We start from the raw sequence: 13,041 nt of genomic DNA on the forward strand, positions 1-13,041 counted from the left end.
TATCGAAAACGATATATATCGTTCGATATAGGTCGTAATACTACCAGACGGAAAGTTGACTTGCCATCCTTAGGCTGCGCCAAGTGGGCCCCTGAGCAGCTAGGGTTTGTTAGCATTTTAGCATTCAGGTGATGCGGGCTGGTAATCGCGGTCTTCCGCGCTTCCAGAACTTGCGCACATTAAGGCGTGCTCCGTTCCGGTTCTCGAAATCCACTTTTCGGCGCGGCCCGACCTGAATCCCAACAGACCCTGGAACCAGCTCGATCAACAAACGGAGGGCAGGTTATGGCCACCATTACCGACACAAATCTCGTTCTCGACGAGCAAATCGGCGTCCAGACCGAGGATACCGATAATGATATCACCCTGAGCGCGACGCTGCTCGCCCATCTCGCCAATGATCTTGGCGTCGAAATCAGTGATACCGACCCCACGACAGGCTTCCCGCAGGTGGCCGTCAACACAGCCCTCCTTGACACAACCGAAGCGGACGATCTGGCGCTGTTGATCCCCGCTAACGGCACGACGAGCGGCCTCTTTACCGTCGACGGTACGGAAATCTTCCTCTACAACGAAGGCGGCATCATTTACGGGCGCGAGGCCGTGAATGGTGTCGCTGACCCCACGGGCGACCTGGCGTTCGCGGTTGCGCTTGACCTGAGCGACGGCGTGTCGTCGGCGAAGGTCTACCTCATCCAGTACGAACCGCTGCAACACAACGATAATTCTCTCGTTGACGAAAGCGACATCCTGTCTCTTGTCGAGGGCAAGATCACACTGGATGTAACGACCACCGAATTCGTAACAACGTTTCAGACACTCGACTTTGCGTCGATCCCGTCAGGTAGCCCGCAGGAGACGCTCACGGTTGCGACAACAGATCCCAATGACAACCACAGCGCCAAGTTTGATGGCCTCATCTTCCCGGTCGGGGCGGTGCCCGATCCAACGGCAGTTCCAATCAACTCCGGAACCAATGATGATCTGAACCCCGACGCCATCGGCTTCGGTGTGAAGGGCGGCCAAGCCTCTCAGATGAATCAAAATGAGGGTTTCTTCGTTCAAGACGCGGCCTGGACTTCTGGTAGTCCGGATGCGAACGAGATCGGCGGCATCAGGTTCGACATCCAGGCCATAGGCGGCGTGAAGAGCGTTAATATCGAGTGGTGGACTGTCGACAATGGGGCAATAGTTGAGCACGGCACTGACAAAGTAAGCTTACCTGCTGGCAGCGCCGTCTTTGATAATTATACCATCGAAACGGCGGATGCGGATGGCGTCGATCAAATCTACGTCCGATTTACCTACGACACGAAGCAAAGCACCTCCGGCGTTCGCATTGAGAACCTTGAAGTCAAGTTCCCATCATCGACCGAGGTGACAGTCCACAACCACGAGGATCTCGGAACGCACCTCGTGTTCGAGGACGCCGGGCCGACGTTCACCGACATTATTGGTGATGCCACGGCGTTCCAGGTCGGATTGGCCGCCGGTCAGCAGGACACAGGGACGTTCGACCTTACTCCCGGAGCCGATGGCTCACACGTCACCATCACCGGTTTCACCGATCTCGGTGGCACTGACATCACGGAGAACCTCACCAACGGCGGAACCACGCTGACGTACCACGACGTGGCCACCAATACGGACCTCTACCGACTGAACGTCACGGATTCGGGGTACACCTTCGACGTGCTCTTCACACCGCACGGTGAGCAGTCCGACCTCGACTTCAATGCGGTCAAGTCGGGCGGTCCCCAGGAGATCTTGACGGTACCCACGGTGGACAACACCGGCAGCATCGTCTTTGACGGTCTGATCTTCAACGCTACGCCCGCGCCGGACGCGGCCGAGGGAGCCTTTGCGCCGTTCAACACTGCTCCACTGGGAGGCCCGACCGTTGCGGCTGACGACCTTAACCCCGATGCAGTTGGATTCGGGGTGAAAGGCGGTCAGGCGTCGCAGATCAATAACAACGAGGGCTTCACCTTCTCTACTGCGGACGGGTCTGACATCAACAATCTAACCTTTGCGGTCGCAGGGATTGGAAACATCGACAAAATCACAGTAGAATCGTGGCTTTACGACGATGGCGGTAATCTGATCGATCACAATACCGACAACGTTACTGGCTTGCGCTCGGGTAATCAGACCGTGACCATCAATGACGATGGTGGCCAAGCCTTCGACACAGCCTACGTTCAGTTCCACATCGGCGGTGCCAATTCGGGTGTTCGCATCCTCGACTTCTCGACGAGCATCGAGGCTCCGGTTCCCGATCAGTCGTTCGATTTCACGCTGGCAAACACCGACCTCGACGGGGATGCTGTTACGCAACAGCTGCACATCGACGCAAGCCAGACCTTCATTGTTTAATGGCGTCCTCGTAGCCCGCAGGAGCTTCAACGCCTGGCGATCCGGTCCCCCTAGGGGGACCGGTCGTTCAAGACACCAAGGCCCTGGACTAAAACCAGGCGGCGCGCAAAGCGTCGTCGGCTTTGACCGAGAGCAGGCTGTCGCAATCGTCGAGAACGGAGGCGCCGATCACGATGTTCTTATCGAAGGCATGCGCAAGGCTGGGCTGCCGGCTCCCACAATTGGATCATTTTGGCCCCGGCTTTGGGACATAGAGCGGGACGCTGCGGCGGTATCACGGCCGATGCCGTCAGGCGGTGCTGGTGTCAGAGGAGGCCCGTTCCTGGACGCTCAGTGCCTTTGCCATGCGCCATCCAGGCCAGCTCCGCCCGGCCGCCGAGGCGCAGCTTCTCGTAGACGTGATGCAGGTGCATCTTCACCGTGCCTTCGGATACGTGCAGCCGCTGGGCGATGGCCTTGTTGCGCAACCCGCGCGAGACGAGATCGGCGATTTCAGTCTCCCGTCCGGTCAGTCTGGACATCGGCTGGGGCTGCGTTTCCGGCATCAGCAGTTGCTGGACGATTTTGTTGTCGATCCATTTCTTGCCTGTCGCCACCGCGCTCACGCATTCGATGAGATAGCGGTGGCTGATGCCCTCCAGCACCAGGCCGTCGCTGTCGAGCGCCTGTATGTCCTTGATGTCGATCCTGCCGGCCGGCTGGACGATGAAGATGATGCCGAGAGCGCTGTTGCAGGCCTTCAGCCGGGCCGAAAGACCGATCGTCTGCGGATCCGCCATATCCAGGCCGACGATGACCATGTCCGGCCGATGGCGCTCCACATGAGGGACCACGTCGACAGGGCGGCGGCACTGGGCGACAACCTCATGTCCAGCCTTCTGCAACACCCACTCCAGACCGGCGAGATACACCCCCCGCGGGTCGGCCACAACCAAAGTCGACATACCAACACCGTCCGAAAAAACGCAATAAACTTGGTTAAGCACCCGTTAAAACCACGAAACCAGAGCTCATGCGTATTGTCAAGTAAACACTAATATAGTGACTGCTATAATAGCGACCGAGTCTTTCAGACCGGCGCGGGCACGCCAGGCAGGGGTAGACGCCGCAGGCCTTTTTGCCGCCGCGCCTTACGCAGCATGTTTTCAACCTGAAACACGGCCTCCGCCGAATAGTCCTTCAGCTCAAGCAGCGGCGAATGCGGAATTGGCGGCGTCATGTTGTTCGTCCGAAAATATTTGGATGCAAGACCACTTCAGGCTGCTGCCTCAACTGGAAGGCCTGCAGCCTTCCATTCGGGATAGCCGTCTTCGAGCCGGTGAACGACATACCCCCGCATCCGCAATGCCGCGACGGCCTCGAACGACAGAACGCAATAGGGGCCACGGCAATAGGCGATGACCTCCCGGTTCGCGGGAAGCTCCGCCAGTCGGCGTTCGAGTTCAGCGAGCGGGATGTTGAGCGCCCCCGGAAGATGTCCAAGCGCAAATTCGTCCTCCGAGCGGACGTCGAGAACCGTGACAAGGCCGTCATGCAGCCTTGAGACAAGGTCTTCGCGCGACACCGGCTCCAGTGCGTCGCGCGCGTGGAAGTAGTCCGTCATCACGCGGTTGACCTCGGCGACGTTTCGTTCGCCCAAGCGCCCCAGGGCCTTCATCAATTCAACCACCTGGGCATCCCCGGCAAGTCGATAAAGCACATGCTTGCCGTGCCGCTGCGCCTCGACAAGTCGCGCGCGCCGAAGAATTTGAAGGTGGCGCGAGGCGTTGGCGAAGTTGAGGCCGGCCCGTGCCGCAAGCCCCTCGACGCTGCGTTCACCCTGGGCGAGGTGCTCAAGCAATTCCAGCCGGTGGGCATGCCCGAGAGCTTGAGCCACTTCGGCAAGGCTGGCGAAAATCGCCTGTTTTGGCCCGATGCTTGACATGTGATCTTCTCAGTGAAACATTCAGTAGAATAATTGAATGATATCTCGGGCGAGGTAGGGCGCGCAAGTCATGATCCTCCGTCAATTCCTCCATTCCGATCCCGTTGCAGCATCTTACCTGTTCGGCTGCGGTGGAAAATCCGCCGCCGCGGTCGTCGATCCGGTCGGCGACATCGCGCCTTATCTCGAAGTTGCCGAGGCAACCGGCATGCGTATCCTCTTCGTGGTCGACACGCACATCCATGCCGACCACATTTCCGCCGGGCGCTCACTTGCCGCCGCTTCGGGTGCGCAATACGTGCTCTTCGAAGGCGCGGAAGCCGGGTTCCCATTTTTGCGTGCCAAGGACGGTGAGGTGCTCGAGCTCGGCAATGTGACCATGACCGTGATGCACACGCCCGGGCACACGCCGGAGCATATCTCGCTCCTGGTCACGGACAGGACGCGCGCGGCGGAGCCATGGTTCGTGCTGACAGGCCACACGCTCATGGTTGGCGATCTCGGGCGAACCGAACTGGCAACCAGCGCCGAGGCCGGCGCGCGGACGCTGTTTTCCAGCGTACGGCGCCTCAAGCAACTGCCGGATCACGTCGAGGTGCTGCCGGGCGCCTACTCCGGCTCGGTCTGCGGGCGCTCGCTCAGTGGCAAGCCGACATCGACGATCGGCTTCGAGAAGCGCTTCAACAAAGCATTCCGCATCGAGGACGAGGACGCTTTCGTCGCCACGATGATTGCAGACATACCGCCCCCGCCGCCGCAAGCGGCGCGCAACCGCGCCGCCAATGCCGGCTTGGCTGCCGCTGCCGCCTGACCGATGAGCGTTTCACAATCAGCAGGCTCGACCGTCAGACTTGGGCTTAGGGAAAACTGGCGGCAGTTTGCTCTCCTCATGCTGGTGAATGCGTTTGTCGGCGGCATGGTCGGGATCGAGCGAACGGTCGTGCCGCTCATCGGGTCGGAAATGTTCGGCATCACGTCGACGACACTCGTCGTCTCCTTCATCGTCAGCTTCGGCGTGGTCAAGGCGCTTGCCAATCTCGTCTCCGGCCAACTCGCCGACAGCTGGGGGCGCAAGCGCGTTCTCGTCCTCGGCTGGCTCGTCGGCTTGCCGGTTCCGTTCATGATCATCTGGGCCCCGAGCTGGGGATGGGTGATTGCGGCCAATGCGCTGCTCGGCATCAATCAGGGACTCGCCTGGTCGATGACGGTGGTCATGAAGGTCGATCTCGTCGGTCCGAAGTCGCGTGGCCTCGCCGTCGGCCTCAATGAATTCGCCGGCTATCTTGCCGTCGGCGTAACCGCGTTCCTGACTGGCTATCTTGCCTCGCAATACGGATTGCGCCCGGTACCGATCTATCTCGGGATCGGCTATGCCGTCGTCGGCACAGTGTTGTCGGTGCTGCTTATCCGCGACACACGCGACCACCTCAGGCTTGAGGTATCCGCTCACGCACGGCAATCCGCGCCGATCAGCTTCCGGGAGGTGTTTGCGCTGACCTCGTTCCGGAACCGCAATCTGTTCGCGGCTTCGCAAGCCGGCCTCGTCAACAATCTCAACGACGGCATGAGCTGGGGTATTTTCCCGTTGTTCTTCGTGTCCTTCGGACTTGGCATCGAGCGCATCGGCATCCTGAAGGCGGTCTATCCCGCGACATGGGGAATCCTGCAGATCGTCACCGGCCCCTTGAGCGATCGCTGGGGTCGCAAGGGCCTGATCGTCGCCGGAATGTGGATCCAGGCCGGCGGCTTGTTTCTCACCGCGGCCACGAACCGGTTCGAATGGTGGCTTGTCGGCAGCCTTCTGCTCGGCCTTGGAACCGCAATGGTCTATCCAAGTCTGATCGCTGCCGTTTCCGACGCTTCGCATCCCAGTTGGCGCGCCCGCTCGCTCAGCGTCTACCGGTTCTGGCGCGATCTCGGCTACGCGATCGGGGCGCTCTCCGCAGGCCTCATCGCCGATCGCTTCGGCCTCTCATGGGCGATCACATCGATCGCCGCATTGACGTTTGTCTCTGGCGCGATTGTCGCCATCGTGATGCAGGAGGCCGCCAGGGGTTCCGGTCAGCCGTCATCTTCCGGCGTCTCGGTTTGAATTTTGAAGAGGAGCGGGCGTTTGCCGGCGGCGATGGGCACGGCCATTCTCCTGACGCGGCGGGCATGGCAGATCGGCATATGAGCAGAAAACGCAGCAATCACCCGCCAACGGCTTCAAGAGCACGCCGCAGTTCTTGCATTCGTAAAAGTGAACGCAGGCGTCGGTCGGCATCGTTTCCACAGACCGATGCCCGCATTCTGGGCAAGTAAGGGTGCACTCAAGCTTCATTGCCACTCCCGCGCATTGCGCCAAGCATATAGGAGATCGGGGCCGGATGCGAAAACGGCGCGGTCAAAATTCCAAACCGAGACACTACCCTTCAAGCAGGTGGTCGACCGGCGGCGAACTCATGGACTCGCTCACACTCGTGCCAGAAAATATGCAGATAGTTATGAGATTGTGATGGTAGCGGGAGAGGGACTTGAACCCCCGACCCCAGGATTATGATTCCCGTGCTCTAACCAACTGAGCTACCCCGCCAGGGCGGCGAAAGGCCCGAAATCCGCCTCAAATCGAAAGGCATGTCGGGGGCGTTCGCCAAGGTCGCGCGGATATAAGGTTGGGAGGGCGAGCCTGTCAAGCTTCGAAACAACCGGCTTGCCGGCTTATCGTCATTATCGAAAAGCTTTGCCGCGCAGACATTTGGTTGCCGCCGTCGGGGTTGAGTTCGCAGGGGCACGTCGCTATGTCTCGGCCACGAGTTTTTAGAGTTTGAAACAGATGAAGCCGCGCATTGCAGTCCTTGGTTGCGGATACTGGGGCAGCAACCACATCCGCACCCTCAAGGCGCTCGGCGCGTTGCACGCGGTCTCCGACGCCAACCGGGCCCGTGCCGAAGGCTTTGCCAGCGAGCAGGACTGCCTGGCGATCGAGCCCGACCAGCTATTCGTCCGGGACGATATCGACGCCATCGTCATGGCACTGCCGCCGCAATTCCATGCCGATCTTGCCGTGCGCGCCGTCGAGAGCGGCAAGGACGTGCTGGTGGAAAAGCCGATCGCGCTGACGGTGCCGGATGCCGAACGCGCGGTGCAGGCGGCCAAGGACAATGGCCGCGTCTTCATGGTCGGCCATGTCCTACGGTTCCATCCCGCCTTCGAAACGCTGAAAGGGCTGATCGACAAGGGCGAGCTCGGCGAAGTCCGCTACATCCACTCGCACCGGCTCGGCCTCGGCAAGTTCCACACCGAGAACGACGCGTTGTGGGACCTGGCGCCGCACGATCTGTCGATGATCCTGGCGATCACCGGCACCGAGCCGATCGACGTGCGCGGCGAGGGGGCCGCGCTGCTCGACAATCTCAGCGACTTCGCGCATCTGCACATGCGCTTTCCCAACGGACTGCGCAGCCATCTCTTCACCTCGCGGCTCAATCCCTATCGCGAGCGGCGGCTGACCGTGGTCGGCACCAAGGCGATGGCGGTGTTCGACGATGTCGAGCCATGGGAACGCAAGCTTGCCGTCTACCGCCATGCGGTGTGGCAGGATAGCGGCCAATGGGCCTTCACCACCAATGAGCCATCCTATGTCGCGGTTGCCCAGGGCATGCCGCTGACGCGCGAGCTGGAACATTTCATCCAGTGCATCGAGACCCGTGCCGAGCCGCGCACCAGCGGCGAGGAAGCGATCAGGGTGCTGCGCATCCTGACAGCGGGCACCGTCACGCACACCAAATCCTGAACCGTTTGGAGATTCTACTCCGGCGGCCAATCGAGTGCGTCTTCTGCGCTTCCGAAACGGTCTCCGAGAGGACGGGGCCCCTATTCCGCGGGGACCTGCGCCGGCTGGGCAGCAAGCCGGGTCAGCATGGCTTCGGCCTCGGCGCCACGCTCCGAGCGCTCGATGAAGCCGCCGCCGAACACGCGGGCCTCGTTGCCGTCATCGGAGTAGAGCACGCAGGCCTGGCCCGGCGCGATGCCGGACTCGCCGTCGACCAGTTCCACCCATGTGGCGCCGGCACGATGATGCAGCACGGCCGGGCGCGGCGGTCGCGTCGAGCGAACCTTGGCGAATAGCTCCAGGCCGCCGGCGGGGACGTCCGTGAGCGGTCCGTCGCCAAGCCAGTTCATGTTGCGCAGATAGATCTTGTGCGTCTCCAGCGCCTCGCGCGGGCCGACCACGACGCGAGCGCGGTCGGCATCGAGATGGACGACGTAAAGCGGCTCGCCGGAAGCGATGCCGATGCCGCGGCGCTGGCCGATCGTGTAGCGCAGGATGCCCTCATGGCGGCCGAGCACGCGGCCGTCGATGTGGACGATGTCGCCTGGATTGGCGGCGGTCGGCTTCAGCTTGGCGATGATGTCGGAATACTTGCCCTGTGGCACGAAGCAGATGTCCTGGCTGTCCTGCTTGGCGGCAACCGTCAGCCCCATCTCCTCGGCAATGGCGCGAACCTGCGGCTTCGACAGGCCGCCGAGCGGAAAGCGCAGATAATCGATCTGCGCCTGCGTGGTGGCGAACAGGAAATAGCTCTGGTCACGGTCGGCGTCGACCGGCCGGTAGAGCGCGCGGTGGGCGCCGTTGGCACCGGAGCGGATATAGTGGCCGGTGGCCAGCGCGTCGGCGCCAAGCTCCTTGGCGGTGGCCAGGAGGTCTGCGAACTTCACAGTCTGGTTACAGGAAACGCAAGGGATCGGCGTCTCGCCGGCGACATAGCTTTCGGCGAAGGGATCGATGACGGCCTTGCGGAAGCGCTCTTCATAGTCGAGCACATAATGGGGGATGCCGAGCGTCTCGGAGACGCGGCGGGCATCGTCGATGTCCTGCCCGGCGCAGCATGAGCCAGCCCGATGCGTCGCCGCGCCATGGTCGTAGAGCTGCAAGGTGACGCCGACGACATCATAGCCTTCGCGCTTCAGCAGGCCAGCGACGACCGATGAATCGACACCGCCCGACATGGCGACGACGATGCGGTTGGTTTCGGGACGTCCGGGAAGATCGAGACTGTTCATGATGCTTTCGTTCTACGCGGCGTCTCAATGCCAATGTCGAGAATATAGGTCAAGCTTTACCGGCGCGCCAGCGTGCGGGGCGATTCATCGGCTGCGATCGATCCGCGTGAGGGGATGCTTTGCCCCGGCGAACATTGGTTTCTTCCCCGGCAAACCAGGGTTTGCGGGCAGATGGTTCAAATGCCGGCGAAAAGACTAACGCGGCGTTCATGATCCTTACCTAGTCATTAGGGTCTGCTTAGGCAATTTTTAAAGCTGTGGCGGTAACGTGGCGGGGATTGGGTCTTTGAGTTTTTTGTAGAGAGTACGATGACCGATCTGGTTAGACCGAGAGTCAAATATGTTATTGGGCCTGATGGCAGCCCTCTTACGATTGCCGATCTGCCGCCGACGAATACACGTCGCTGGGTTATCCGGCGTAAGGCGGAAGTGGTTGCGGCAGTGCGCGGCGGGCTCTTGAGCCTGGACGAGGCATGCCAACGCTATAAGCTCACCACCGAGGAATTCCTGTCCTGGCAGGCGTCGATCGACGAATATGGCCTTGCCGGGCTGCGCACGACGCGCATCCAGCAATACCGACATTAGCAATTCGCTTCAGGAACGGCGATCGTGAGTTAAGGGGCGGCGCAACCGCTTCTTTTCGCCGTTCTCGATTTCTCGCTGCATGGACGTGCTCGCCGACCTGCGGAGGGCGAGACGTGATCGCGCGCTTCTTCGCGCCTTTCTTCTTAAACGTGCGAGACGAAGGCCGCGCCCTGTGATCGGGCAGGGCGAAATCTACGTCACAAACGAGCCAAGAAAGTTGTCGACCAAATCCTCTTTCGTCTCCGAAAAAAGACTTTCGATGGTGAGGTCCATCTCTTTCTGAGCGATGATAGCGTCGATCTGTGCGGTTGGCAGGGGACTGGTGAATCGGCAACTCAGCGCGTGCTGTGTTCTTTGAACCAGATAACAGCTTACGAGTTCGGATTTATCATCGCCAAATTGCAGGTAAAAGTAATCCGGCCTGCCGGAAAAGCTGCCGACATACAGCGCCGCTCCACCCTCGGACAGGTCCAGCATGCGGAAATTGGCGCTCTGTACCTCGCGCAAGCCATGTGACGGAAAGATGAGGCGAACAAGGAAATTGACGTTCCTTCGAACCCATCTGCGCTTTTCCTCGACGCCGCCAGAATGTTCCACGGGTTTTGTCCCAAGATCCAGGAGTCAAAGTATTCATCAGCACTTCGCCAGCTTGGATTAAAAACCTTAAGGACCGATAAGAGGTACTGCTCGAATTGGTTATTCCGGTATGACTTGGCGAGCGCGTGTCCGCTTCTTCAACATCGCCTCTCTTGTGTCACGGTCGAGCGAGACGATCGCGCCGCGGGCGTTTCGCCACAAGGGCGCGACGACGCGCGCCCTTGTTTTCCGAAGCGAGCCCGTGGAACTCAGATCGACAGCACAACCTTGCCGATCGGCTTGGTCGCAAGGTGAGCGTGAGCACCTGCTGCCTGGTCAAGCGGGAAGCTCTTCGCCACATGGACGGCGAGCTTGTTCGCATCGATCAAGCGAGCCAATTCCAGCAGGCCCTCCCTGTCGGGCACGACGTGCATACGCTCGACCCGGATGTCGCGCACACTGGCCTGCGCTCTGGTGTCGTCGTTGACATCGAGCAATGACACCAGCACGCCGCCACGCTTGAGCACCTTCAGCGAGCGTTCGGCGTGGTCGCCGCCCATTGGATCCAGCACCAGATCGATGTCGCGAACATGGTCGGTGAAATCGCCCTTGGTGTAATCAATGACCTCGTCGGCGCCGAGTTTGCGGACGAAGTCGAGTTTTTGCGGGCTCGCGGTGGCGATGACGTAAGCACCGCGCGCCTTGGCGATCTGCACCGCGAGATGACCGACGCCGCCGGCTGCCGCGTGAACCAGCACGCGCTGGCCCGATTCCAGCCCGCCATGGCGGACCAGGCCCTGCCAGGCGGTGAGGCCTGCCAGCGGCAGGGCGCCTGCCTGGTTATGGTCGGCGCCCTTTGGCTTCAGCACGATTTCATCGGCGGGAACAGCGGCCAGTTCGGCATAGGCCGCGGCCTGTTTGGGAAAGCGCGGCATGCCGAACACCTCGTCGCCGATCCGCAGGCCGGAAACGCCGGCGCCCAGCGCTTCAACAGTTCCCGAGATATCCCACCCCAGGATAAAGGGCGGCTCGCCGAGCAATGGGAAGTAGCCGGCTCGAACGGCACCATCGACCGGATTGATGCCGGCCGCCTTGACCCGGACCAGCACTTCGCCTGCCTTTGGCGTCGGATTGGGCTGGTCGGTGACGAAGAGAACGTCGGGTCCGCCGACGGAATTCTGGATAGCGGCGCGCATTGGGATATCTCCTGTTTGGTTGGCGTCACTATCATTTGGATAGTAATGGCTTCTTGTCTAGTATGTACCTTCATGATATATACGAACCCCATGGATAGTGATGACGACCACGGTTTCGGCTATGATGCGTTCCGGCGAACGTGCCCATCGCACACAGTGCTGGAAATGCTGGCCAGCAAATGGGTCTATCTGGTGGTTTGCGCGCTGCGCAAAGGCCGGCTGCGCAACGGCGAGCTTGCGCGCAAGCTCGAAGGCATCACGCCGAAGATGCTGACGCAGACGCTGCGCGTTCTCGAGCGTGATGGACTGGTGCGGCGCGAGATATTCCCGGTCATCCCGCCGCGCGTCGAATATGAACTGACGGATCTCGGCCAGAATCTGGCGGGGCTGCTTACCCAGATCCGGTCATGGGCGGAGCAGCATGCACCGGACATCAAGGATGCGCGGGCAAAGGCAATTGCCGGAAACGAAGGGGACTGGGCCGCCTAGGTGGCTTGCAGTTCTCTTGGCAACTTTCCCCGCCAAGGCCTGGAGCCGAGAAGCGCTAATGCAGAGGGCGGCAGGGCAGCTTCAGCCGATCATGGCACTGCGGCCGCCGATCTCGGCTTCGCGGACCTTGGTGTCGCGTGACTCGAGCATTTCCGCCTTGGAAAGCTCCGCTTCAGCTTCGCCGAGTAATGATTCGGCAGTGCTTCGCTGCTGAGCGAGGTCACTTTGCGAATTTCTGAGGTTGTCGCGGCGCAAACGCGCAGCCTTGGCGAAGGTCGGATAGGCGAAATGGTTGATGTCGGTTATGCCGGCCTTCTTTTCTTCAGCGGTGATCTGAAGCTCCAGCTCGACGGCCATGCGTTCGAACTCTGCGATCATCATGTCGAGTTGCAGCAGCTGCCGCCGCTTCTCATTCACCTGAAACTGTTTCAGCCGAACGAGGTTTTCACGTGACTTCATGATTCGGTACTCCCGGAAACGCACACCCGCATCTATCGTCCAAACCACCTGGAAGGGCCCAGGCCGCACCCGTGTCCACCGCCTTTCCCCGAACTATGGGAAACAAAACCCTAAAGTTTTTTGCCGGCGGTAACCATTCGTTTACGGGCATTGTTAATCATACGGGTCAGGACTTAAGGCCGGGTAAAAATTCCGGCTGCCGATGCGAAGCGACGTCGATGAGTCCCTGGAGTCACTTAGTCCAGATTGTTGATGTGTTGCATTAGGAATTTGGTTCTGAGATTCGTTATTGGATTCAAGAGGGTGTAGAAAGAGGTTAAAAAATCTGGTACCGTCATGGACGGGAAATTAGGTTTTGTTAACCATTTAATGGCAGCCTCGGCACAAGGC

At 60.4% G+C, this 13,041-nt stretch carries 14 protein-coding genes and 1 tRNA gene; 6 read left to right on the top strand and 9 right to left on the bottom strand.

All coding sequences use genetic code 11. The annotated features are described in order from the left end of the window. Window positions 1–285: 285 nt before the first annotated feature. The gene (locus X744_RS150880) at window positions 286–2,376 is read left to right on the top strand and encodes a hypothetical protein (protein ID WP_023760621.1); all 2,091 of its coding nucleotides are present in this window, start codon (window positions 286–288) and stop codon (window positions 2,374–2,376) included. 305 nt (window positions 2,377–2,681) lie between these two features. On the opposite strand, the gene X744_RS150875 is transcribed toward X744_RS150880, so the two are convergent. From X744_RS150875 to X744_RS150870, 3 genes are all read right to left on the bottom strand, one after another. Beyond that, a complete protein-coding gene (locus X744_RS150875; protein ID WP_023760622.1) occupies window positions 2,682–3,320 on the bottom strand; it encodes a response regulator transcription factor in 639 nt (212 codons plus the stop codon). Window positions 3,321–3,445: 125 nt separating this feature from the next. After that, a complete protein-coding gene (locus X744_RS1000000173905) occupies window positions 3,446–3,595 on the bottom strand; it encodes a hypothetical protein (protein ID WP_023760623.1) in 150 nt (49 codons plus the stop codon). A gap of 36 nt (window positions 3,596–3,631) precedes the next feature. Next, window positions 3,632–4,300: a metalloregulator ArsR/SmtB family transcription factor gene (locus X744_RS150870; protein ID WP_023760624.1), complete on the bottom strand. Its 669-nt coding sequence runs from the start codon at window positions 4,298–4,300 to the stop codon at window positions 3,632–3,634. 70 nt (window positions 4,301–4,370) lie between these two features. Here X744_RS150870 and X744_RS150865 point away from each other — a divergent pair, with 70 nt between their 5' ends. Both X744_RS150865 and X744_RS150860 read left to right on the top strand, forming a co-directional pair. Next, the gene (locus X744_RS150865) at window positions 4,371–5,111 is read left to right on the top strand and encodes an MBL fold metallo-hydrolase (RefSeq protein WP_023760625.1); all 741 of its coding nucleotides are present in this window, start codon (window positions 4,371–4,373) and stop codon (window positions 5,109–5,111) included. A gap of 3 nt (window positions 5,112–5,114) precedes the next feature. Next, a complete protein-coding gene (locus X744_RS150860) occupies window positions 5,115–6,392 on the top strand; it encodes an MFS transporter (protein WP_023760626.1) in 1,278 nt (425 codons plus the stop codon). On the opposite strand, the gene X744_RS1000000175365 is transcribed toward X744_RS150860, so the two are convergent. Both X744_RS1000000175365 and X744_RS150855 read right to left on the bottom strand, forming a co-directional pair. Then, window positions 6,369–6,623: a GDCCVxC domain-containing (seleno)protein gene (locus tag X744_RS1000000175365; protein ID WP_084025519.1), complete on the bottom strand. Its 255-nt coding sequence runs from the start codon at window positions 6,621–6,623 to the stop codon at window positions 6,369–6,371. The genes X744_RS150860 and X744_RS1000000175365 overlap by 24 nt on opposite strands. A 175-nt stretch (window positions 6,624–6,798) precedes the next feature. Then, window positions 6,799–6,875 (bottom strand) — tRNA-Met (locus tag X744_RS150855). Window positions 6,876–7,115: 240 nt separating this feature from the next. Here X744_RS150855 and X744_RS150850 point away from each other — a divergent pair. After that, complete coding sequence (locus tag X744_RS150850) at window positions 7,116–8,075, top strand: Gfo/Idh/MocA family oxidoreductase (RefSeq protein ID WP_023760627.1); 960 nt, start codon at window positions 7,116–7,118, stop codon at window positions 8,073–8,075. An 80-nt stretch (window positions 8,076–8,155) separates the two neighbouring features. Here the strand turns inward: X744_RS150850 and mnmA are convergent, their stop codons facing one another. Then, window positions 8,156–9,346: a tRNA 2-thiouridine(34) synthase MnmA gene (gene mnmA, locus X744_RS150845; protein WP_023760628.1), complete on the bottom strand. Its 1,191-nt coding sequence runs from the start codon at window positions 9,344–9,346 to the stop codon at window positions 8,156–8,158. Window positions 9,347–9,655: 309 nt separating this feature from the next. On the opposite strand from mnmA, the gene X744_RS150840 reads away from it, so the two are divergent. Beyond that, complete coding sequence (locus X744_RS150840; RefSeq protein WP_013529904.1) at window positions 9,656–9,931, top strand: DUF1153 domain-containing protein; 276 nt, start codon at window positions 9,656–9,658, stop codon at window positions 9,929–9,931. Between the two features lie 192 nt (window positions 9,932–10,123). On the opposite strand, the gene X744_RS150835 is transcribed toward X744_RS150840, so the two are convergent. Beyond that, complete coding sequence (locus X744_RS150835) at window positions 10,124–10,528, bottom strand: hypothetical protein (RefSeq protein WP_023760629.1); 405 nt, start codon at window positions 10,526–10,528, stop codon at window positions 10,124–10,126. A gap of 248 nt (window positions 10,529–10,776) precedes the next feature. Beyond that, on the bottom strand, window positions 10,777–11,703 hold the full coding sequence (locus X744_RS150830; RefSeq protein ID WP_023760630.1) for an NADP-dependent oxidoreductase: 927 nt from the start codon (window positions 11,701–11,703) through the stop codon (window positions 10,777–10,779). 90 nt (window positions 11,704–11,793) lie between these two features. On the opposite strand from X744_RS150830, the gene X744_RS150825 reads away from it, so the two are divergent. Beyond that, the gene (locus tag X744_RS150825) at window positions 11,794–12,192 is read left to right on the top strand and encodes a helix-turn-helix domain-containing protein (protein WP_023760631.1); all 399 of its coding nucleotides are present in this window, start codon (window positions 11,794–11,796) and stop codon (window positions 12,190–12,192) included. 81 nt (window positions 12,193–12,273) lie between these two features. Here the strand turns inward: X744_RS150825 and X744_RS150820 are convergent, their stop codons facing one another. After that, window positions 12,274–12,651 carry a flagellar export protein FliJ gene (locus X744_RS150820; protein WP_023760632.1) on the bottom strand — a complete coding sequence of 126 codons (378 nt, stop codon included), beginning with the start codon at window positions 12,649–12,651 and terminating at the stop codon, window positions 12,274–12,276. Between the last annotated feature and the right edge of the window lie 390 nt (window positions 12,652–13,041).

This window comes from Mesorhizobium sp. LNHC252B00 (assembly GCF_000502955.1).
In the GTDB taxonomy this organism is placed as follows: domain Bacteria; phylum Pseudomonadota; class Alphaproteobacteria; order Rhizobiales; family Rhizobiaceae; genus Mesorhizobium.